The following is a 19,630-nucleotide window of genomic DNA, read 5'->3' on the forward strand; positions in this document are numbered from 1 at the left end:
AAGTGTCAGAACAACAAGTTTCATTTGAAGGAGAGTTGAAAACTCTTTTAAAGACTGGTAAAGTTGTTTTTGGTGCTAAGAGAGCTATAAAATATATAAAATTAAGTAAAGTGAAGATGGTAATTATCGCATCAACATTGAGGGGAGACCTTAAGCAAGATATATTGTATTATGCTAAGTTATCTAACGTGCCCGTATATGAATATAAAGGTAGCGGTTGGGATCTTGGGACACTATGTGGTAAACCATTTATGATTTCTACAATAAGCATTGTTGATGAAGGAGATTCTAAAATTTTGGACATTATAAAGGAGAGGTGATTTTTTCTGCCAGAAATTAGATTAACTCCAGAGGAAATACGTTATATTTCTCTATTTCAAGAAGTAACAAGAGCTAACGTAAGGGATTGTATAATCGATAATGAAAATAATAGGATAATATTTCTAGTGGATTCAAAAGATATGGGAGTTGCAATAGGTAAAAATGGTATTAATGTTAAGAGGTTAAGGAAAATCATAGGTAAAGATATAGAATTAGTAGCCTATAGCGATAATTTAGAAGAATTAGTAAAAAATCTGATGAGTCCAGCTAGAGTTAGAGGCGTAAAAGTAGTAAATACTAGCTCTAAAAAGTCAGTATATATTACTATAGATCCTCAAGATAAAGGATTAGCGATAGGTAAGAATGGAAGGAATGTAGCAAGAGCAAAGCTAATTTTAAAGAGGTATATGGATATTGATAATGTAGTAATAGTTTAAGGGGTTGGAAAAAGTGAGTAAGAGTAAATCACCTAAAGGAATATATGCGGCTAGAAAATTAAGACTAAAAAGGTTAAAATTCAGAAGGAGTCAAAGAAAGTATAAGAACAAGATACTAAAGTTGAAGGAAAAATACGATCCTTTAGGAGGAGCACCAATGGCAAGAGGGATAGTTTTAGAGAAAGTAGGAATAGAATCAAGGCAACCAAATTCAGCGGTCAGAAAATGCGTAAGAGTTCAGTTAGTGAGAAATGGCAGAGTTGTTACTGCATTCGTACCTGGGGATGGTGGTGTTAATTTCATTGACGAACATGATGAAGTCATAATTACCGGAATTGGAGGTACGTTAGGTAGATCGATGGGTGACTTACCTGGAGTGAGATACAAAGTTATAATGGTAAATGGTGTGTCATTAGATGCGTTATATAAAGGCAAGAAGCAAAAGCCAGTTAGATAAGTATTTTACAAATATATCTTAATAGATAATTAGTTATTAATTGTTTATAAATATAAAAGTAATGTAAGATTGATAATTTTAAAATTTTTGTTGTCCTTCTCTACTTTCCTTTTCTTGTTCGTCAACTAATCCTTTCTTGACAAAAATTGGTTTATTCGAAATTATGGCAAGAAATATTGCGTGACTTGGTATCATTCTTTTCTGAATTATTACACCATCAAATTTAAACTCAACTGTAGCAACATAAACTCCTGTATCTCTTATCATATCGTCTATAACAACTTTTTCTATATGCTTAGAAAACTCCTCCATAATTTCAGGGATAAAGGAGATAATATCATATATATTTTCTCTTTTATCGCTAAACTCCTCCTCTTTATTTCCCTTTGTTTTATTTATTGCTATAACAATTTCTGCAGGTACACTAAATAGATAAAATTGTCTTCCGTCTTCTAAATAGCATACGATAGTTGGTATACCATGAAGAGGCATAAAGAATGCATCAACAGAGTTGACTTTTATATAATCCTCGTCCTTAATTGGTTGAAGATTCATCACGTATACACTACATATACTTATGTATCATAAATTTAAATATCCAAATCATAGATAGCATTAAGAGGTAACAAATAGATGTCCTTAGATAACTTGCAATTAGACATCAAAGTATTTGGTAAGTGGGATACTAAAGTTGAAATCAGAGATCCTAGCTTAAAGAAGTATATTTCTCTAATCCCAGTTTATTTACCACATACAGGAGGTAGGCACGAGCATAGGAGATTTGGTAAGGCTAAGGTTCCAATAGTTGAGAGGTTAATAAACCAAATAATGAGACCCGGTAGGAATAAAGGAAAGAAACATCTAGCATATAATATTGTAAAATTGTCGTTTGATATAATTTATTTAAAAACTGGCCAAAATCCAATACAAGTATTAGTTAGAGCCATAGAAAATAGCGCACCTAGAGAAGAAGTTACGAGAATAATGTACGGTGGTATAGTGTATTACGTTGCAGTAGATGTAGCTCCACAAAGAAGAATAGACTTAGCCTTAAGGCATATAGCTATTGGTGCCAAGGATGCCTCATTCAATAATCCAAAACCCATTGAAGAAGCATTAGCGGAAGAAATAATTGCTGCAGCAAATAATGACCCCAAGAGTTTTGCAATTAAAAGAAAAGAAGAGATAGAGAGAATAGCCTTAAGCTCAAGGTAAACTTTTATTAACTCTATCACTATATCGGTTAAGAGAGTGTTATAAATGTCTCAAAAGCCTCACCTTAATTTAATAGTAATAGGTCATATCGATCACGGTAAAAGTACACTAGTGGGAAGACTACTAATGGATAGAGGTTTCATAGACGAAAAGACAGTGAAGGAAGCAGAAGAAGCTGCTAAAAAATTAGGTAAAGAATCTGAAAAGTTCGCATTTCTATTAGATAGATTAAAAGAAGAGAGAGAAAGAGGTGTAACAATAAATCTAACATTCATGAGATTTGAAACTAAAAAGTACTTCTTTACGATAATTGATGCCCCCGGTCATAGAGACTTCGTAAAGAACATGATAACTGGCGCTAGCCAAGCAGATGCCGCAATTCTAGTGGTTTCAGCTAAGAAAGGTGAATATGAAGCTGGGATGAGCGTAGAAGGACAAACAAGAGAGCACATAATTTTAGCAAAGACTATGGGTCTAGATCAATTAATTGTGGCAGTAAACAAAATGGACTTAACAGAACCACCTTATGATGAAAAACGCTATAAGGAGATTGTTGACCAGGTCAGCAAATTTATGAGAAGTTACGGCTTTAATACAAATAAGGTTAGATTTGTACCAGTGGTAGCACCTACTGGCGATAATATAACTCATAGATCAGAAAATATGAAATGGTATAATGGTCCTACCTTGGAAGAATACTTAGATCAGCTAGAATTACCGCCAAAACCAGTAGACAAACCATTAAGAATTCCAATCCAAGACGTTTACTCCATCTCCGGAGTAGGTACTGTACCAGTAGGTAGAGTAGAAAGTGGAGTGTTAAAGGTCGGTGATAAAATCGTATTTATGCCAGCGGGCAAAGTAGGTGAAGTTAGATCCATAGAGACTCATCATACTAAAATGGATAAAGCGGAACCTGGTGACAACATTGGATTCAACGTTAGAGGTGTCGAAAAGAAAGATATAAAGAGAGGAGATGTTGTAGGTCATCCAAATAATCCACCTACTGTTGCTGATGAATTTACTGCCAGAATAATAGTAGTATGGCATCCTACGGCATTGGCAAATGGTTATACGCCAGTAATTCACGTTCATACTGCAAGTATAGCATGCAGGGTTTCTGAATTAGTGTCTAAATTAGATCCAAGAACTGGTCAAGAGGCAGAAAAGAACCCACAGTTCCTAAAACAAGGAGATGTTGCAATAGTCAAATTTAAACCAATCAAACCATTATGCGTAGAGAAGTATAACGAGTTCCCACCATTAGGCAGATTTGCCATGAGAGATATGGGTAAGACTGTTGGAGTTGGCATAATTGTTGATGTAAAACCAGCCAAAGTAGAAATCAAATAATTTTAATTTTTTTATTGGTGGTTTTTATGCCTACAAAAGCTAGAATTCGATTATGGAGTACTAATGTGGAGAATTTAAACTACGTTATAACGCAAATAAGGGGTATCGTTGAGAAAACAGGAATAGAAATGAGAGGTCCGATACCATTGCCAACTAGTAAGCTGGAAGTTCCAATAATGAGGCTTCCTCACGGGGAAGGAAGGAAAAAGTGGGAAAAATGGGAAATGAGAGTACATAAGAGATTAATAGATATTGCAGCAGATGAACGTGTAATGAGGCAATTAATGAGAGTAAGGGTACCAGAAGACGTTTACATCGAGATACAATTAATATAAACCTTTTTACCCTTCTATATATAATTGTAATAGAGTGCCGGGGTGCCCGAGCGGACTAAGGGGCTGGCCTGGAGAGCCAGTGGGGGTTTCCCCGCACGGGTTCAAATCCCGTCCCCGGCGCTTGTAAATTTCAATTATATTTCTAGCTAGTATGGCTGTACAAAATGTTAATTGTTTTAAAACTCAAACTCCATTAATTTCCTCGTATTTATCATTCTTATTTGATGTGAAAGTAGCTCTATCATATTACTTAAATAATTGTAAATTAAATCTGTAATTTTATAACAAAGATGAAAATTCCTCAAGAGTTTGAGTAAGTTATTCTAGTGGAAAGGATAACAATAACTTTAAAGGTACTGTAGATTATATTTTAAAATGGCGGGGTAGAATAGCGGGGTGGGCTAGCCTGGTAAGGCCGCGGGGCTCATATACTCTTTGAACACGCGTTGGGAAACCCCGAGGTCCCTGGTTCAAATCCAGGCCCCGCTACCATTTCATTTAATATCTTATGTATTGCTTGAGGATTTTAGCGAGCGAAGGCTTTTTAAGTAAGTTATTAGTAGATACTCATGCATACGTGAAATTGCCGCGGTAGTCTAGTGGTCTAGGATGGGGGCCTGTCGAGCCCCTGACCCGGGTTCAAATCCCGGCCGCGGCGTATTTGTATTTTTACAAGGACTTTATATACATGGGATGAGGTAAGAAGCCTTAAGGTGGGAGTAGAATCTTTATACTTTATATACTTGTGTTATACTATCTTGATTTTGATGATGACGAAAAGCCGTTTTGAAATAGTGATATCGCGAGGCAGCCACTGATGATCTATGTCGGTATTGATCCAGGTAGTGAAAGTTATGCTTTTGCATTTGTTGATGAGATAGGGAATTTGGTTAAATATTTTGAGATATCTACAGATCTCGTAGAGAAAAACGCTATAGTTTTAGCTAAGTTAATAGCGGGTTATAGACCTATTGCAGTGGCTTTACCTTCTGGCCATGGATTACCTTTTTATAACATTAGAGACGTTAACTATAGGGAAATATTTCTTCTTACGCTAAAAGATCCATTATCTCATGGTCCTTTAAGGGATTTTGTATTAGCTTCAAAGCAATATTTAGCCTTGTACAATTCTTTTACACTTCCATCAGTAATTGAGCTAGACAGTATATCTAGCGAAAAAAAGATAAACATTATAGATAAGGGTACTGCAGATAAAGTTGCTTCTGCGTTTTTCTACAGGGTTTATCTTAAACTAGATGATTTTATTCTAGTTGAAATGGGGAGAAAATTTACAGCAATTGTTATCGTTATGAACGGTAAAATTGTTGATGGCTACGGTGGAACATATTTGGCTGGCTTAGATGGAGAGATAGCTTATCTTCTTCATAAATATTCTAGGATTGATAAGTCAACTATTTATAATGTTGGTAGAAATTTAGACCTTGTTAGGATTATAGTGGAATGGTATAGTGAGAAGTATAAGTTACCAATTATAGTATCAGGATATAATAAGAATTTCCTAGGGATTGGTGAGAAATACGATTTTAAGTTTAAAGAGGCTGCAGTTGGAGCAGCGTTTATTGCTAATGCGTATTTTGGTGGAACTTTACGTTGCTATACTAATATGTTAGAAAGTAGTGGGACTCCAATCTCATTCGTGAGGCTGAAAGAATGGGGAGAGATTATTTCTTGGATAGAGACATTATAATTGATAGAGAAGGTAATGTATATACCATTTTAACTAACTATAATCCTCCTGGTTACGTTTTTGCTTATTTGAAATATATTTATACTGGTAAAGGTCTTTGGAAAGGATATGAGAGGGTACTTAAGAAGTATGGTGTTCATAATCTTAGTAAGATTAATCAAATGTTTAATTTTGAGAGTTGTTACGATGCATTCTTTCCTATAGTTCTCCTATCTAATATTTCTAGACATTTAAAACCTGAAGAAAGGTTGCAAGAGATACTGAAGAAAAGTACTAGTGATAATATAATCTATACTCTCATTAATTTTATAGAAGAATATGTGAGAGTAAACAATGTAGGTGTCACTGGATCCATTTTACTAGGTAATTATCACGAAAACTCTGACATTGATATAATAATATATGGGCGCAAGAGTGCCTTAGATTTCATTGAATCTTTTGACGGATTTGAGAAGGATTATGAGTGGATTATTGAAGCTAATGAGAATTATGGTATAGATTTTGCAAATTTATTATATGATAATAGGAGACGAGGAATATATAATGGTACGAAGATTTCTATACTCTTCGCTGATGACAAACCTTGGAGATACTGTAACGATGTTTGTAAAAAAGTAGGTAAGGTGAGATTTAGAGCTCATATTTCAGGTAGTTATGAGGCTTTAATTTACCCTTCTATTGCGTATGTTTTAAGTAATAATGAATATAACGTTGCCAGAATAATAAGTTATGAGGGTATTTTTTCATCAGTTTTATTTGGAGAGAGACAGGTTGAGATTGAGGGTTTATTAATGAGGTGTGAGAAGGAGAACGTTGTACTTGTTGGTGATAGGGATGTCAGAGGATTTGTTAGACCACTGTAATGATGTCTCTTTCATTTTATCTCAAGCTTCTGTTGTGGAATCATATATTTTTAAACCAGGTAACGCAAGCAGATTTCAAGACCTCGCTAATGTGAAATATATTGATATACTTAAAAGTGCGTTAATTTCTTCTACGTATTATAGAGAGTTATGCATAAGGGGATTTAAGGGGATTATGAGACTCTATGATACGCTAGTTGAATTAATAACTCGTTCTAGGAAATTTGGATTTGAATATCAGCTACTTGGTACTTATCTTTTAATTGCACCCATTGCATATGAGGCTGCTAGGAGTGATAACGTTTTTGAGTTGAAGAAAAAAGTTGCTAAACTCATAAGGAGTTTTGGAGCTCAAGAGAGTAAATGGTTTCTGGATACGTTAAAAGAGTTAAATTTGAAATATTTAGGTAGATTAAGTTTGATGGATTATAGGGAGATAGAGAATGTTGACTTTTTTACGCTTATGAAGTTTTCATCAAAATATGATATAGTAGCGTTAAATATAGTTAGCGATTATTCCATTACATTTAATGCATATAAAGTCATAAAGGAAGGTCTTTGTGGGTTCGAGAGAGATGTGCAAAAAGCGTTTTTGTATATACTCTCAAATTATCCAGATACTTTGATTTATAAAAAATATGGAGCTTATGCTGCATTAAAAGTGTCTAAGTTAGCCAGACTGGTTTCCTCTAATGATTGTCCATCTTATAACGAGCTAAAGTGGCTTAATGAGTATTTGATTGTAAATAATTTTAATCCAGGGTCAACAGCTGATCTTATAGCATCCTCATTAGCTATATACTATTTAGATGAATGGTATAGCAAGAAGGATAATCCTCATAGCAGGGTTTCCATGTGATTTAGATCTTATAAATTTGGTAAATGAGCTTAACGCTGACCTTTTCATTGGATTAGGGGATATTGAGTGTCCTCAGTTTATAAGAAATTTTATAGGAATAGTTGGTGATATGGAAGATGTTTCAGTGTTTAAATATTTAAAGAACACTGGTAAATATCTCGAGAAATATTTCAATATCTCTTCAGACTTTTCAACAAATATTGTGATTTCGCATTATCCCCCAAAAGGCTCAATTACTGGGATTATAAATGATGTTAAAGTTGGTTCTCAAGAGATTATGGCTAGGGTATTATCTAATCAACCTAAGATTCTTTTTCACGCTCATTCTGAGATTCAAAAGGAGTATTATATAAATAATACAAAGGTTGTATCTATTGGTAATTTCAGTAAGGGGTATTATGTTGAGTATGACTCAGAAAAAGGTGAGGTAAAACTGGCTAGAGTTGCCTTGCCATAAGATAAGCATCTTCTCCATCAGCATAGTAACCTTTTAGTACCTTAACTTTTTTAAAATTCAGTTTCTCATAAAGGGCAATTGCAGGATAATTTGTAACTCTTACTTCTAAATATATTTCCTCAGCATTATAGTCATTTTTCATGCTTTTCATTGAAGCTTCTAATAATGCAGTAGCTATTCCTTTTCTTCTATATTCTTCTAATACCGCTATTGAAACCACATGTCCTTTTCTAACCAATGAAGGTAACTGCTTAATGTTACTAAATCCCCATTCTATTCTAGGCATTATATATCCTACTACTTTATCATCAGCTATGGCTACAAAAAATGCCAGACCATATTCCTTTAAGTGTTCGACGAAAAAATAATATGGGTAATTTTCTGGAAGTGTTAGTCTATTTATTTTTATTATTTGATCTATATCATCCATTCTTGCATTTCTCAGTGTGAAATCTCTTCCTTTATCTTTTTCTGCGAGCTCCATATCAATATCTTTATATAATGTAGTTAATATATATGCACACATATATGGCTCATCCTTCAAAGAAAATAATTGGAAGTGTAAGTAAGGAACTAGCTGACAAAAAGGTATTATTAGCAGTAACTGGAAGCGTAGCAATATATAAGTCATTGGATTTAGCCAGAAGTTTAATGAGGAATGGTGCAGAAGTGAGCGTTATCATGAGTAAAGATGCAGCGAAACTAATTTCTCCAGAGATGTTTAAGTGGGCTACTGGGAAGGATGTGGTTGCTAAGCTTACTGGTGACTTAGAACACGTTTCATTAGCAGAAGATAATGATGTGATGATTATAGCTCCATCTACTGCGAATACTATAGTAAAGATAGCTTATGGAATAGCTGATACGCCAATAACTGCTACTGCATTGAATTTTGTTGGTATGAAAAAACCCTTAATCATAGTTCCTTCAATGCATTTACAAATGTATATTTCACCTCAGGTCGCAGATGCTGTAAATAGGTTAAAGGGGATAGGAGTAGAGATAATAGAACCAGATATAATAGGAGATTTAGCGCATTATCCGGAATTAGAGTACCTAGCTGGCAGAATAACCTCATTTATTTTGAGAGGAAAAGACTTATCTGGACTTAATATATTAGTTACTGCTGGGCCTACACGTGAGTACTTAGACTCTGTCAGGTTTGTTTCAAATCCTAGTAGCGGAACTATGGGGATATCTATTGCGAATGAAGCTTATTTTAGAGGAGCAAATGTTAGAGTTATTTGTGGTCCTATAAGTTCTAAGCTAGAGCCTTACGTTAGGGATATAGTGCGCATAGAGACAACTGAGGAAATGCTTAATGAAGTTGTAAAAAGTATAGAAAATGATAAGTTTAGTGTTGTAATTTTAGCAGGAGCTCCTGCTGATTATAAGTTTAAAAACAGATTTGACAGTAAGATAGATAGTCATACAGAAATACCTAAGGTTGAATTAGAAAGAACACCAAAAATTTCTGAATATATTAGGAAATATAATATATTATTGGTTGGTTTTTCTGCGGAGACTGTAAATTCTGATGAGGAGTTAGTAGAGAAAGCTAAAATTAAGATGAGAAGACACGGATTTGATTTAATTGTGGCAAATAATGTTAGGAGGAAGGATATAGGATTTTCATCAGAATATAACGAAGTTATAGTTATAGATAAGGCTGGTAATGTAAGGAAGATAGAAAAGGATTTTAAGACAGTAGTAGCGAGGAAGATATTGGATATAGTGAAGGAGCAATTAAAAAGATGATAAAAGAAGAGTTTAAAATGAATTAGATAATGATATACAATAGCGGCTGGCTCGGGTAGCTCAGCCTGGGAGAGCGCCGGGCTGTGGACCCGGAAGTCCCGGGTTCAAATCCCGGCCCGAGCCCTTCCATGTAATTGTGCTAATATACATAAAGCTCATTTTTATATTTCATGACATTTTATACTATTATATGGGTAAGTTATTTGGAACAGATGGGATAAGAGGAATTACTAATACTGAATTACAACCAGAATTTGCGTTGAAGATTGGAAAAGCTATAGGAACATATTTTGGTAAAGGTGCTAGAATTCTAATAGGTAGGGATGTAAGAGCTGGAGGAGATATGTTGCTTAAAGCCGTTGAAAGTGGACTGTTGAGTAGTGGTGTATTAGTCTATGAAGCAGGGATGGCTCCTACTCCAGCTTTCCAGTACGGTGTAAAAACTTTAGGATATGATGGCGGTATTATAATAACTGCGAGTCATAATCCAGCAGAATATAACGGTATCAAAGTTCTTTCCCCCGATGGTATTGAGATATCTAGAGAAGACGAGGATAAAATAGAAGATATATACTTTCATGATAAATTTCATGTAGTAGAATGGAACGGTTTAGTAAATGATGTGAAAAGAGAAGACAAAGTTATTGAAACTTACGTAAAAGGGATACTCTCTCACGTTGATACTGATAAAATTAGGAATAAAAAGTATAAGGTTCTCATAGATCCTGCTAATAGTGTAGGTGCATTAGTAACGCCAATTGTCGCTAGAGAGTTGGGATGTAAAGTTTTTACTATTAACGGGAATTTAGATCCTCTATTTCCAGCTAGAACACCAGAACCCACATTTGAGAGTCTTAGTGAAACTGCAAAAATTGCTAAACAATTAGGCGTAGATTTGGCAGTAGCTCATGATGGCGACGCGGATAGGACAATTTTCATAGACTCTATGGGAAGAATTCAATGGGGTGATAGAAGTGGTACTTTATTGTCATATTGGGCTTCGATAAAAGCTCCAAATCTGCCTAAGCGTATATATACCGCAGTTTCTAGCTCTAGTTTAGTTGAAGAATATCTAAAACAGTATAATATAGAGGTTAAGTGGACTAAGGTAGGTAGTGTAGATATAGCGCATATGTTATTTAAGGAAAAAGGAGTGGCAGGATTTGAGGAAAATGGTGGATTTATGTATCCTCCTCATCAGACGGTAAGAGATGGCGCAATGTCATTCGCTTTAATGCTAGATATGATGGCATCTGAAAATGAAAACTCTGCTGAACTGTTTAATAGATTGCCCGTTTATTATTTAGTGAAAACAAAAGTGAGAATTACGGAAAAAAGTGATATAAAGAAGATTTATGATAAAATAATAGATAAGTATGGGAAGTACGGGAATATAGTTACAATAGATGGTGTAAAGATTATTGGTAATGATTTCTGGCTTCTCGTTAGGAAAAGTGGTACAGAGCCAATAATAAGAATATTAGTAGAGGCAAAAGATGAGAATAAATCCAAAGAATTATCTAAAGAGCTAGAAAAGTTAGTTAGTGAGTTAGTATGAAATATAGGCTAATGGATTTACTTGCATGTCCTATGTGTAAACATTTTCCGCTGAAACTTTTTGTTTTCTCAGAAAAGGAAATAGATAGAAAATTAAGTCAAGAAGATAAAAAACCGTTGTGTGAATTATATTGTGCATATAAATCTGCATTTATTAAGGAATTGAACTCTCTTCCTCCTTGCGAGGAATGCATTAGAAACGAAATAGTGGAAGGTATGCTTTATTGTGAAGCTTGTAATAGATGGTATCCAATAATTGATGAAATTCCAAGAATGTTACCAGACAAACTGAGAAAAGAAGAGGAGGATATCAAATTTTTGGAAAAACATAAAGACAAGATTCCGAAGACAATACTAACTAGTGGCGTTCCATTTCGTTTAAAATGAGCTTATTAATTTGTTTGACGAGTGTATAATATGGTGTAAGTGATGGAGAGTTCATTTATAGGAAATTTAGATGAGTGGATAAAATTGCAGAAGAATTTACTGAGTACTTTAAAAGATATGGAGAAAAAGGAGAAAACTGAGGATATGGATAGATTAGACTTAATATTAGCGTCCAGAACAGCATTTCAGCATATGATGAGAACATTAAAAGCCTTTGATCAATGGTTGCAAGATCCAATGGTTATAAAGCATATGCCTAGAGAAATGTTGGAGGATGTAAAGAATACCAGTTGGGAATTGCTTCAGAGGTTATTAGAGTTAGATATTAGACATACGAGCCAATTTAGAGAAATGATCTCAAAGATGAGCAAAGAAGGTAAATTGGATCCATTAATCTGGACCAGACCAGTAACAGAGGAACATCCAGAAAGAGAAAGAAGAGGTCCACTATCTACGATTTAAAAATTTTTTATTAATTATCTCCTTCTCAATTTCATCTCATTTTTTATCTTTAGGTTATACTCTTCGTCATATGCGAGTATTTTTGTTTTTATTTCATTTAGAGCCTGAGCTAATTTATTTTTGAAGTCCTCTTCTATTTGAGCTTTGTCTAACATCTCTATACCATTGCTTGAGATACCTATTTTCTTAGATATCGGATCATTTTCTATTAGCCCTAGATATAAGAGCGAAGTTAAGTCTTCTTTTGCCATTAAACTAAACACATTGTTTCCTATTACGTTGAATTGATATCCTAAATCAATACCTTTCTGCTTCAATTCGTATAATAACATTATTATAGATTTTTCGGTTAATTTTCCTATTTGTCTTATTATATATAATAACTGCAATTTTCTCTTATCTTCATTTATTATATTAGAACTTATAACTTGTTTAGATACCATCTTCACGTCTTTAGACTTTTGTTGTCCTGGTTGTGACAAATTTAAACCCCATATATAACTATTATCTCCCCTTTAATATGTTAACTATCTCTTTAGAGACGTTCTTAGGTTCCTTACTTCGAGTTATCGCTCCTCCTACTACATATATGCTTACTGGTAGATCTATGAGTTCTAAAATTCTATCTTTATTTAATCCTCCAGCTATTGATATTATTAAGTCTAGTTCAGATACCTTTCTAATCTCATTCTTTAAATCTGCTACACTAATGCCTCTACTTTTTTGTACATCCAAACCTACATGGAAACCTATAATATCTACTCCCAATTGTTTTAGCTCTTTTGCTCTTTCATATATATTTTTAACGTTGATCAAATCAGCTTGGACTAATATATCTAATTCTCTAGCCTTTTTTACTGCTGAATGAATAGTGGAATCATCCATTATTCCTAAAACTGTCATTATGTTAGCTCCACCTAATTTAGCAATTTCAACTTCAACATCTCCTGCATCTGCAGTTTTAGTATCAGCTACAATTATTTTATCTGGTACTATTGATTTTATTTTTCTTATTCCTTCTATCCCGAATGATTTTAGTAGTGGTGTTCCTATTTCAATGATTTCGTTTTCTAGATCTTTAACTTCATTAACTACTCTTATTGCATCATTGATATCTATAAAATCTAGAGCTATTTGTAAAAATTTTTCAGAATGAAGTTTTTCAAGTAGTACCTCTCTCATTTAAGGTTAATATGTGCTTTAAAAGTACTTAAAGTAATTGACAGTGACTTTTTATTTTATAGCAGTGAATGCAAATTACTGTGAATATTAGTGTCTAATAAGTATATAATCGTCACAGGTGGGGTTTTATCAAGTGTTGGTAAAGGTACGTTAGTTGCCTCTATTGGTATGCTACTTAAAAGAAGAGGATACAAAGTAACTGCAATAAAAATAGATCCGTATATTAATGTTGACGCGGGCACAATGAATCCTTATATGCATGGTGAAGTATTTGTAACTGAAGATGGTGCAGAGACGGATTTAGATTTAGGTCATTATGAGAGATTTATGGATATTAATATGACAAAATATAATAACATTACAGCAGGTAAGGTGTATTTTGAGGTTATAAAGAAAGAAAGAGAAGGTAAATATTTAGGTCAAACCGTGCAGATTATCCCTCACGTTACAGATCAGATAAAGGATATGATAAGATATGCAAGTAAGATAAATAACGCAGAGATTACCTTAGTGGAAATAGGTGGCACCGTAGGGGATATAGAAAGTTTACCATTTTTAGAAGCAGTTAGGCAGCTTAAACTAGAAGAAGGAGAAGATAATGTTGTTTTTGTGCATATAGCTTTAGTAGAATATTTATCTGTAACTGGAGAACTGAAAACTAAACCATTGCAGCATAGTGTACAAGAATTAAGAAGAATTGGAATACAACCAGATTTTATTGTTGGTAGAGCAACATTAGCCTTAGATGAGGAAACTAGGCGTAAAATTGCTCTGTTTACTAACGTTAAGGTAGATCATATAGTCTCTAGTTATGATGTAGAAACATCTTACGAAGTACCCATTATACTAGAAAACCAGAAATTAGTTTCTAAGATACTTAGTAGGCTTAAATTAGAGGATAGACAAATAGATTTAACAGATTGGATAAACTTCGTCAATAATATAAAAGGAATCAATAGTAAAAAAATCATTAATATTGCGCTAGTTGGGAAGTATACAAAGCTAAAAGATAGTTATATCAGTATAAAAGAAGCAATTTATCACGCTTCAGCACATTTAGGAGTAAGGCCTAACCTTATATGGATAGAGTCAACTGATTTAGAAAAAGATTCCATAAATTTAGACGAGGTATTAGGGAAGGCTAATGGAATTATAGTTTTACCCGGGTTTGGAAGCAGAGGAGCTGAAGGCAAAATTAAAGCTATAAAGTATGCTAGAGAACATAATATACCATTCTTGGGTATATGCTTTGGTTTTCAACTATCTGTAGTAGAATTTGCTAGAGATGTTCTAGGTCTTAGCGATGCTAATTCAACTGAAATTAATCCAAATACTAGGGATCCGGTTATTACTTTACTAGATGATCAAAAAAATGTAACTCAGCTAGGAGGTACCATGAGACTAGGAGCCCAGAAGATTATAATAAAAGAAGGGACAATTGCATATCAACTATATGATAAAAAGGTTGTATATGAAAGGCATAGACATAGATATGAGGTAAATCCTAAATACGTTGATTTACTAGAAAGTGCAGGATTAGTTGTTTCTGGTATTAGTGAAAATGGTTTAGTCGAAATTATAGAGTTACCTTCTAATAAATTCTTTATAGCAACTCAAGCTCATCCAGAATTTAAGAGTAGGCCAACAGCACCATCTCCTATATATTTAGGTTTCATTAGGGCTGCTGCTAGTCTTTAAAACTATTATGATTTTATCATATTTTGCTTTTATAATCTTTTTTATTCCTTTTATTCCATTCTGATATTCAACTTCAACCAGACCTAAATTTTCAAGTTCAGAAATATGTGAGCTTATGTTTCCCTTACTCATATTAAGTTTTTCAGTTAGCTCTGTTATACTCATTGGCATTGTTGAAACTAGTTGCAGTATATTTATTCTAGTCATTGTAGATAACGCTTTCGAAATTTCGTAGATTTTCTCTGGATCATCAATTACTAGATCCATGAATATTAGCTTCTAATTGCTAACTCTAATAAACAATAATGCATATATTCCAGCAAGCTAAAGCTTACAAGAGAAAATTTAAATTAGAAAATAGAGGGATGATATTGTGCAAGCAAAAGTAGAAAATCCGTTGAAGAGTCTAAGAACTGCAATAAATAGGGTAGTGCTGGTAAAACTCAAGGATGGCTCAGAGTACATTGGAAAACTAGAGCAAACTGACGGTACTATGAATTTAGTATTAAGAGATTGCACTGAAATTAGAGAAGGTACTTCTGAACCAGTAGCAAAATATGGTAGGGTACTTATAAGAGGTAGTAATATACTATTCATTAGCGTTGACTATGAGACAGTTATGAATAGTGAGAAATAAGATTTAAATTATTAGAGGTATTTGAGGAACCTATAATGAGAAACATAAATGTACAGTTGAATCCCCTTTCAGATATAGAGAAACTTCAAGTAGAACTAGTTGAGAGAAAAGGATTAGGACATCCAGATTATATTGCAGACGCAGTAGCTGAAGAAGCTAGTAGAAAGCTTTCATTATATTATCTCAAAAAATATGGTGTAATTTTACATCATAATTTAGATAAAACACTAGTAGTTGGAGGACAGGCTACTCCTCGTTTTAAAGGTGGGGATATAGTTCAACCAATATATATTATAGTCGCAGGCAGAGCTACAACAGAGGTAAAAACGGAAAGTGGAGTAGAGCAAATACCTGTGGGTACTATCATTATAGAGAGCGTAAAAGAGTGGATAAGAAATAACTTTAGATATCTCGACGCAGAAAGGCATCTTATAGTTGACTATAAGATAGGTAAAGGGTCAACTGATTTAGTAGGTATATTTGAAGCTGGCAAGAGAGTTCCACTATCTAATGATACTAGTTTTGGGGTAGGTTTTGCTCCATTTACTAAGTTAGAAAAACTAGTCTATGAAACAGAGAGATATTTGAACTCAAAACAGTTGAAAGCTAAATTACCTGAAGTAGGAGAGGACATAAAAGTGATGGGATTAAGGAGAGCGAATGAAGTTGACCTCACGATAGCAATGGCAACAATTAGCGAACTAATTGAAGATGTTAATCATTATATTAATGTAAAAGAACAAGTAAAGAATGAGATACTAGATCTAGCATCAAAAATAGCACCAGATTATAATGTAAGAATTTATGTTAACACAGGAGATAAGATAGATAAGAATATACTTTATTTGACTGTAACTGGTACTTCTGCTGAGCATGGTGACGATGGAATGACTGGAAGAGGAAATAGAGGTGTTGGACTAATAACACCAATGAGGCCCATGTCATTAGAAGCTACTGCTGGAAAGAATCCCGTTAATCATGTTGGTAAATTGTATAACGTTTTAGCTAATCTTATAGCTAATAAAATAGCTCAAGAAGTAAAGGACGTGAAATTCTCACAAGTTCAAGTTCTTGGACAAATAGGAAGACCAATAGATGATCCTTTAATAGCTAATGTTGATGTAATTACTTATGATGGAAAACTCAGTAATGAGACTAAAAATGAAATTAGTGGAATCGTAGATGAAATGCTAAGTTCATTTAATAAGTTAACTGAGCTAATATTAGAAGGAAAAGTTACCCTCTTTTAATCTTTTATTTCTGTATTCATCAACTATTCTTTTTATATCAATATTCTTAGACCTTTCTATTTGTAGTTCTTTCCGTAATACTTCCAGATCTTTCAAGACTAGTTTATCTAGTATTATAATCTCCTTATCTACATATTCTGCTATCTCACAGTTGACTTTTTCCTCTCCAATGTAAATATTACTTCCATCAAATACTATACCATTAATGTTAGTATCTCTCTTAATTACTATTACTTTTCCATTTAATAGTTTATGTATTACATTCTTTAGTTTTTCAATCTGTTTCTCATTATAACGTAATTTATTCTCAAGTTCATTTATCACCTTGTACACATTCTGTAAGTTTAGATTTAGCTCGTAAATTTTTCTGTCTCTTTCTATTTCTTTATTAGTCTGCAGTTTAATCTCATCAATTTTTCTTATTAAAGTATCCCTTTCATTAATGAGATTATAAATTATCCTTTTGTAACGTAATAATTCCGATTTTAACTCCTTATTTTCTTCTTCTAATTTAGTTAGTTTATTTATATCTTTAGCGGTATCTTTTTCTTTTTGTTTCTCCTTAATTCCATTTTTATTATCTTTTTCGATAATTTTTTCAATTTCTTTCTCCACGCATTCAGATACTGTAGTACCGAATATTACGCAATCATAAATACGATTTTCATCTATTATATCAATATCTAATCTACTGATGAAACTCTCAATTTGTCTTAATTTGCTCTCTATTTCATTATATGCCTTTAAAGCAGCAGCTAATGAGTCTCTAACATGAGGATTATCTATTTTTAACTTATGTAACTTGGAGTACTCGTCAATAAGTCTTTGCTTTTCATCTACACTTAGACTTTTTTCCGGGATAAATATCTTAGCGTTAAATTTGCTAGCGATCTTTTTTACAGTGTCAGGTAATGGATTGACATCAGTAGCTACTATTATTGCTTTTCCCTCTTTAGAGATTAAGGATACAATTTCATCTCTGTCAATGTTTCTTCTTGATGTTAATAAAATTGGTCTACCATAGATATCAATTATTGATAGTCCAACTTCTGTACCAGGATCTATTCCAACAATTAATCTTCTTTCACTTTTTTTGTCTTTAAATTCGATCTTATTTTTATATATTGGCTTAATATCCACTACTACATCGTGTCCTCTCATTTTTCTTACAATTCCGTACAGTCTCTCTCTAGGAGTATAAACTATAAATACTGCTCCCTCAATTCCAGCTCTAGACCTTCTCACTATCATGTCGTAATCAAATCCTTTCATATCAAGTTTTTCCTTTATCTCCTTAGCTACTCGCAGAAGGGTTCCCCTTATATACCTTTTATATCTATTCTGGCTCATTCCTCCGGGGCCTAATGCTCTTCCCCTTGATACAACTATTTTAGTACGTTTCTCTTCAATTTTTATACTAGTTCCATATCCTTTTAAAGCCAATAACGCATCTAAATATGCAGTTTTTTGCGGGGATAATTTTCCTTGTACTTCGTACCCTATTTCCTTAGCTAATTCTCTTATTTGTTTAAATTCTCCATTATGGTATGTGACTTGAACGATATTAGTATTTTGTGGTAATAATTTTACGATATTAATGATGTCTTTATCATTTTCCCCCAATTCGTAAATATTGTCAGTCGCTAATATATCAATATTGTATTCCCAACATAATCTAATAACTCTACTTAAACTTACGTTCTCTGCTTTATAGATTATTTTCTCGTTTTCATCAATGATAATAACTGAGTATAGTGGCTGTGACTTAGAGGAAGGACTTTCCATCGCCTCTATATCAATTCCCATAATTTTCATGATACCCCTCTTACATAATCAAAAATATCATGAATATCTACATTTATCCCATGTTTTCTAAAAAATATTGTAAGATTTGATAAATCTTTTTCTAATCTTTCCTCTGATTTCGTTGCCTGTGTCCAATCAATAATATATGGATTTCCATCTTTGTCTATAAGTACATTATATGGGCTTAGATCTCCATGTGTTATGTTGCAAATAGTATAGCCTATTCTTATGGTTTCCAAAATCTTTTCAAGGATTTCATCTAAGTTTAGATCTGGATTGGTAACTGGTATTTTGTAAAGCTCTATCCCATCTATATATTCCATTGCTACTGCGTTATACTCTACTCCTAATGGCTTAGGGACATAGCCCCCTTCGTTATTTAAACATGTAAGAGCCTCATACTCTCTTTTAGCATTCTCCACAGTAATCGAAAGCCAACTTTTCTTTTCTGGGCTTTTTCTAAATTTAACTTTCCTATAACTATCCGTGCCAACTCGATGAAACTTAACTACTATTTTGTTATCATTGAAATCGTACCCATAATACACTACGCTTTCTTTTCCTATCCCTATTATCTCCGCTAGTCTATTTAAGATTTTATTTACATACAGCAATTTTATTCCTAAAATATCTAGGCCAGAAAATGTTAACCTAAAAGATAAATCTGTTGGATTTTTAAAAATAAGTCTAAGCTCAGATAATTTCATTAAAGATATTTTAAGTTCCTCATCATCCTTAATATCTAATCTTCTCTTTAAGGAATTAAAATTAACGAATTCGTTTTTATCTCTAAGGCTATATATTGCCTTTAGTAATATATAATCAAAAGGCCCCACGAGTGATGCTTTCTCAGCCAGTGAAAGTCTCATTCCTATTTTATATTAGTTT

Annotated in this window: 24 protein-coding genes and 4 tRNA genes; 21 read left to right on the forward strand and 7 right to left on the reverse strand. The window is 33.3% G+C overall.

What is annotated here, in order from left to right:
- The first annotated feature begins 2 nt into the window (after positions 1 to 2).
- The 3 genes from GFS03_RS10495 to GFS03_RS10505 are packed head-to-tail and all read left to right on the forward strand — an operon-like array spanning position 3 to position 1,215.
- Positions 3 to 320 (forward strand): 50S ribosomal protein L30e, encoded by a 318-nt coding sequence (locus tag GFS03_RS10495; RefSeq protein ID WP_153424037.1) that lies wholly within the window; start codon positions 3 to 5, stop codon positions 318 to 320.
- A 6-nt stretch (positions 321 to 326) separates the two neighbouring features.
- Positions 327 to 758, forward strand: coding sequence for a NusA-like transcription termination signal-binding factor (locus tag GFS03_RS10500; RefSeq protein WP_153424038.1), 432 nt, complete (start codon positions 327 to 329; stop codon positions 756 to 758).
- Between the two features lie 13 nt (positions 759 to 771).
- The gene (locus tag GFS03_RS10505; RefSeq protein ID WP_153424039.1) at positions 772 to 1,215 is read left to right on the forward strand and encodes a 30S ribosomal protein S12; all 444 of its coding nucleotides are present in this window, start codon (positions 772 to 774) and stop codon (positions 1,213 to 1,215) included.
- Between the two features lie 78 nt (positions 1,216 to 1,293).
- Here the strand turns inward: GFS03_RS10505 and GFS03_RS10510 are convergent, their stop codons facing one another.
- Positions 1,294 to 1,770, reverse strand: coding sequence for a bifunctional nuclease family protein (locus GFS03_RS10510; protein ID WP_153424040.1), 477 nt, complete (start codon positions 1,768 to 1,770; stop codon positions 1,294 to 1,296).
- A gap of 78 nt (positions 1,771 to 1,848) precedes the next feature.
- Here GFS03_RS10510 and GFS03_RS10515 point away from each other — a divergent pair, with 78 nt between their 5' ends.
- The 10 genes from GFS03_RS10515 to GFS03_RS10560 all read left to right on the forward strand — a co-directional run bounded on the left by GFS03_RS10515 (position 1,849) and on the right by GFS03_RS10560 (position 8,005).
- Positions 1,849 to 2,430, forward strand: a complete 582-nt coding sequence (locus GFS03_RS10515; protein ID WP_153424041.1) for a 30S ribosomal protein S7 — start codon at positions 1,849 to 1,851, stop codon at positions 2,428 to 2,430.
- Positions 2,431 to 2,475: 45 nt separating this feature from the next.
- Entirely contained in the window at positions 2,476 to 3,783 is a 1,308-nt protein-coding gene (tuf, locus tag GFS03_RS10520; RefSeq protein WP_153424042.1) for a translation elongation factor EF-1 subunit alpha, read from the forward strand.
- 26 nt (positions 3,784 to 3,809) lie between these two features.
- Complete coding sequence (gene rpsJ / locus GFS03_RS10525; RefSeq protein WP_009990464.1) at positions 3,810 to 4,118, forward strand: 30S ribosomal protein S10; 309 nt, start codon at positions 3,810 to 3,812, stop codon at positions 4,116 to 4,118.
- Between the two features lie 36 nt (positions 4,119 to 4,154).
- Positions 4,155 to 4,238 (forward strand) — tRNA-Ser (locus GFS03_RS10530).
- Between the two features lie 270 nt (positions 4,239 to 4,508).
- Positions 4,509 to 4,610: transfer RNA gene (locus GFS03_RS10535), tRNA-Met, on the forward strand.
- Positions 4,611 to 4,703: 93 nt separating this feature from the next.
- Positions 4,704 to 4,776: transfer RNA gene (locus GFS03_RS10540), tRNA-Asp, on the forward strand.
- Between the two features lie 159 nt (positions 4,777 to 4,935).
- Positions 4,936 to 5,826: a DUF1464 family protein gene (locus tag GFS03_RS10545; protein ID WP_153424043.1), complete on the forward strand. Its 891-nt coding sequence runs from the start codon at positions 4,936 to 4,938 to the stop codon at positions 5,824 to 5,826.
- Entirely contained in the window at positions 5,790 to 6,689 is a 900-nt protein-coding gene (locus GFS03_RS10550) for a nucleotidyltransferase domain-containing protein (protein ID WP_153424044.1), read from the forward strand. The genes GFS03_RS10545 and GFS03_RS10550 overlap by 37 nt, the downstream gene beginning before the upstream one ends.
- On the forward strand, positions 6,661 to 7,548 hold the full coding sequence (locus GFS03_RS10555) for a triphosphoribosyl-dephospho-CoA synthase (protein ID WP_153424045.1): 888 nt from the start codon (positions 6,661 to 6,663) through the stop codon (positions 7,546 to 7,548). The genes GFS03_RS10550 and GFS03_RS10555 overlap by 29 nt, the downstream gene beginning before the upstream one ends.
- Positions 7,499 to 8,005, forward strand: a complete 507-nt coding sequence (locus tag GFS03_RS10560; RefSeq protein ID WP_153424046.1) for a hypothetical protein — start codon at positions 7,499 to 7,501, stop codon at positions 8,003 to 8,005. The genes GFS03_RS10555 and GFS03_RS10560 overlap by 50 nt, the downstream gene beginning before the upstream one ends.
- Here the strand turns inward: GFS03_RS10560 and rimI are convergent.
- A complete protein-coding gene (gene rimI, locus GFS03_RS10565) occupies positions 7,986 to 8,489 on the reverse strand; it encodes a ribosomal protein S18-alanine N-acetyltransferase (RefSeq protein ID WP_181443807.1) in 504 nt (167 codons plus the stop codon). The two genes, GFS03_RS10560 and rimI, sit on opposite strands and share 20 nt — an antisense overlap.
- A 32-nt stretch (positions 8,490 to 8,521) precedes the next feature.
- On the opposite strand from rimI, the gene coaBC reads away from it, so the two are divergent.
- The 5 genes from coaBC (at position 8,522) to GFS03_RS10590 (ending at position 12,169) form a co-directional block, all read left to right on the forward strand.
- A complete protein-coding gene (gene coaBC / locus GFS03_RS10570; RefSeq protein WP_153424048.1) occupies positions 8,522 to 9,763 on the forward strand; it encodes a bifunctional phosphopantothenoylcysteine decarboxylase/phosphopantothenate--cysteine ligase CoaBC in 1,242 nt (413 codons plus the stop codon).
- Between the two features lie 49 nt (positions 9,764 to 9,812).
- Positions 9,813 to 9,886, forward strand: a tRNA-His gene (locus GFS03_RS10575).
- Positions 9,887 to 9,953: 67 nt separating this feature from the next.
- Entirely contained in the window at positions 9,954 to 11,321 is a 1,368-nt protein-coding gene (glmM, locus tag GFS03_RS10580; protein WP_153424049.1) for a phosphoglucosamine mutase, read from the forward strand.
- A complete protein-coding gene (locus GFS03_RS10585; protein WP_153424050.1) occupies positions 11,318 to 11,707 on the forward strand; it encodes a Trm112 family protein in 390 nt (129 codons plus the stop codon). Before glmM ends, GFS03_RS10585 begins: the two co-directional genes overlap by 4 nt.
- Positions 11,708 to 11,749: 42 nt before the next feature.
- Entirely contained in the window at positions 11,750 to 12,169 is a 420-nt protein-coding gene (locus GFS03_RS10590; RefSeq protein ID WP_153424051.1) for a DUF2153 domain-containing protein, read from the forward strand.
- 14 nt (positions 12,170 to 12,183) lie between these two features.
- On the opposite strand, the gene GFS03_RS10595 is transcribed toward GFS03_RS10590, so the two are convergent.
- Positions 12,184 to 12,651 (reverse strand): DUF1411 domain-containing protein, encoded by a 468-nt coding sequence (locus GFS03_RS10595; RefSeq protein WP_153424052.1) that lies wholly within the window; start codon positions 12,649 to 12,651, stop codon positions 12,184 to 12,186.
- Between the two features lie 22 nt (positions 12,652 to 12,673).
- A complete protein-coding gene (locus GFS03_RS10600) occupies positions 12,674 to 13,351 on the reverse strand; it encodes an orotidine 5'-phosphate decarboxylase / HUMPS family protein (protein ID WP_153424053.1) in 678 nt (225 codons plus the stop codon).
- A 90-nt stretch (positions 13,352 to 13,441) separates the two neighbouring features.
- Between GFS03_RS10600 and GFS03_RS10605 the strand changes: the two genes are divergently transcribed.
- Positions 13,442 to 15,049, forward strand: a complete 1,608-nt coding sequence (locus tag GFS03_RS10605) for a CTP synthase (protein ID WP_153424054.1) — start codon at positions 13,442 to 13,444, stop codon at positions 15,047 to 15,049.
- On the opposite strand, the gene GFS03_RS10610 is transcribed toward GFS03_RS10605, so the two are convergent.
- Complete coding sequence (locus GFS03_RS10610) at positions 15,017 to 15,316, reverse strand: ArsR/SmtB family transcription factor (RefSeq protein ID WP_153424055.1); 300 nt, start codon at positions 15,314 to 15,316, stop codon at positions 15,017 to 15,019. The genes GFS03_RS10605 and GFS03_RS10610 overlap by 33 nt on opposite strands.
- Before the next feature lie 106 nt (positions 15,317 to 15,422).
- Here GFS03_RS10610 and GFS03_RS10615 point away from each other — a divergent pair, with 106 nt between their 5' ends.
- Both GFS03_RS10615 and GFS03_RS10620 read left to right on the forward strand, forming a co-directional pair.
- Positions 15,423 to 15,686, forward strand: a complete 264-nt coding sequence (locus tag GFS03_RS10615) for a U6 snRNA-associated Sm-like protein LSm6 (RefSeq protein ID WP_153424056.1) — start codon at positions 15,423 to 15,425, stop codon at positions 15,684 to 15,686.
- A 35-nt stretch (positions 15,687 to 15,721) separates the two neighbouring features.
- Positions 15,722 to 16,936, forward strand: a complete 1,215-nt coding sequence (locus GFS03_RS10620) for a methionine adenosyltransferase (RefSeq protein WP_153424057.1) — start codon at positions 15,722 to 15,724, stop codon at positions 16,934 to 16,936.
- Here GFS03_RS10620 and GFS03_RS10625 read toward each other — a convergent pair.
- Both GFS03_RS10625 and GFS03_RS10630 read right to left on the reverse strand, forming a co-directional pair.
- Positions 16,910 to 18,751 carry a DUF460 domain-containing protein gene (locus tag GFS03_RS10625; protein WP_153424058.1) on the reverse strand — a complete coding sequence of 614 codons (1,842 nt, stop codon included), beginning with the start codon at positions 18,749 to 18,751 and terminating at the stop codon, positions 16,910 to 16,912. The two genes, GFS03_RS10620 and GFS03_RS10625, sit on opposite strands and share 27 nt — an antisense overlap.
- Positions 18,748 to 19,611: a serine/threonine-protein kinase RIO2 gene (locus tag GFS03_RS10630; RefSeq protein WP_153424059.1), complete on the reverse strand. Its 864-nt coding sequence runs from the start codon at positions 19,609 to 19,611 to the stop codon at positions 18,748 to 18,750. The genes GFS03_RS10625 and GFS03_RS10630 overlap by 4 nt, the downstream gene beginning before the upstream one ends.
- Positions 19,612 to 19,630: the final 19 nt, after the last annotated feature.

This window comes from Sulfolobus sp. E5-1-F (assembly GCF_009601705.1).
GTDB lineage: Archaea > Thermoproteota > Thermoprotei_A > Sulfolobales > Sulfolobaceae > Saccharolobus.

Coding starts and splice junctions, on each gene's coding strand:
- GFS03_RS10510 (WP_153424040.1), bottom strand. CDS start 1,770: ATGAATCTTCAACCAATTAAGGACGAGGATTATATAAAAGTCAACTCT.
- GFS03_RS10625 (WP_153424058.1), bottom strand. CDS start 18,751: ATGAAAATTATGGGAATTGATATAGAGGCGATGGAAAGTCCTTCCTCT.
- GFS03_RS10585 (WP_153424050.1), top strand. CDS start 11,318: ATGAAATATAGGCTAATGGATTTACTTGCATGTCCTATGTGTAAACAT.
- GFS03_RS10560 (WP_153424046.1), top strand. CDS start 7,499: ATGAATGGTATAGCAAGAAGGATAATCCTCATAGCAGGGTTTCCATGT.
- GFS03_RS10515 (WP_153424041.1), top strand. CDS start 1,849: ATGTCCTTAGATAACTTGCAATTAGACATCAAAGTATTTGGTAAGTGG.
- GFS03_RS10600 (WP_153424053.1), bottom strand. CDS start 13,351: ATGAGAGAGGTACTACTTGAAAAACTTCATTCTGAAAAATTTTTACAA.
- GFS03_RS10550 (WP_153424044.1), top strand. CDS start 5,790: ATGGGGAGAGATTATTTCTTGGATAGAGACATTATAATTGATAGAGAA.
- coaBC (WP_153424048.1), top strand. CDS start 8,522: ATGCACACATATATGGCTCATCCTTCAAAGAAAATAATTGGAAGTGTA.
- rimI (WP_181443807.1), bottom strand. CDS start 8,489: ATGGAGCTCGCAGAAAAAGATAAAGGAAGAGATTTCACACTGAGAAAT.
- GFS03_RS10545 (WP_153424043.1), top strand. CDS start 4,936: ATGATCTATGTCGGTATTGATCCAGGTAGTGAAAGTTATGCTTTTGCA.
- GFS03_RS10630 (WP_153424059.1), bottom strand. CDS start 19,611: ATGAGACTTTCACTGGCTGAGAAAGCATCACTCGTGGGGCCTTTTGAT.
- GFS03_RS10620 (WP_153424057.1), top strand. CDS start 15,722: ATGAGAAACATAAATGTACAGTTGAATCCCCTTTCAGATATAGAGAAA.
- GFS03_RS10610 (WP_153424055.1), bottom strand. CDS start 15,316: ATGGATCTAGTAATTGATGATCCAGAGAAAATCTACGAAATTTCGAAA.
- glmM (WP_153424049.1), top strand. CDS start 9,954: ATGGGTAAGTTATTTGGAACAGATGGGATAAGAGGAATTACTAATACT.
- GFS03_RS10590 (WP_153424051.1), top strand. CDS start 11,750: ATGGAGAGTTCATTTATAGGAAATTTAGATGAGTGGATAAAATTGCAG.
- rpsJ (WP_009990464.1), top strand. CDS start 3,810: ATGCCTACAAAAGCTAGAATTCGATTATGGAGTACTAATGTGGAGAAT.
- GFS03_RS10555 (WP_153424045.1), top strand. CDS start 6,661: ATGTCAGAGGATTTGTTAGACCACTGTAATGATGTCTCTTTCATTTTA.
- tuf (WP_153424042.1), top strand. CDS start 2,476: ATGTCTCAAAAGCCTCACCTTAATTTAATAGTAATAGGTCATATCGAT.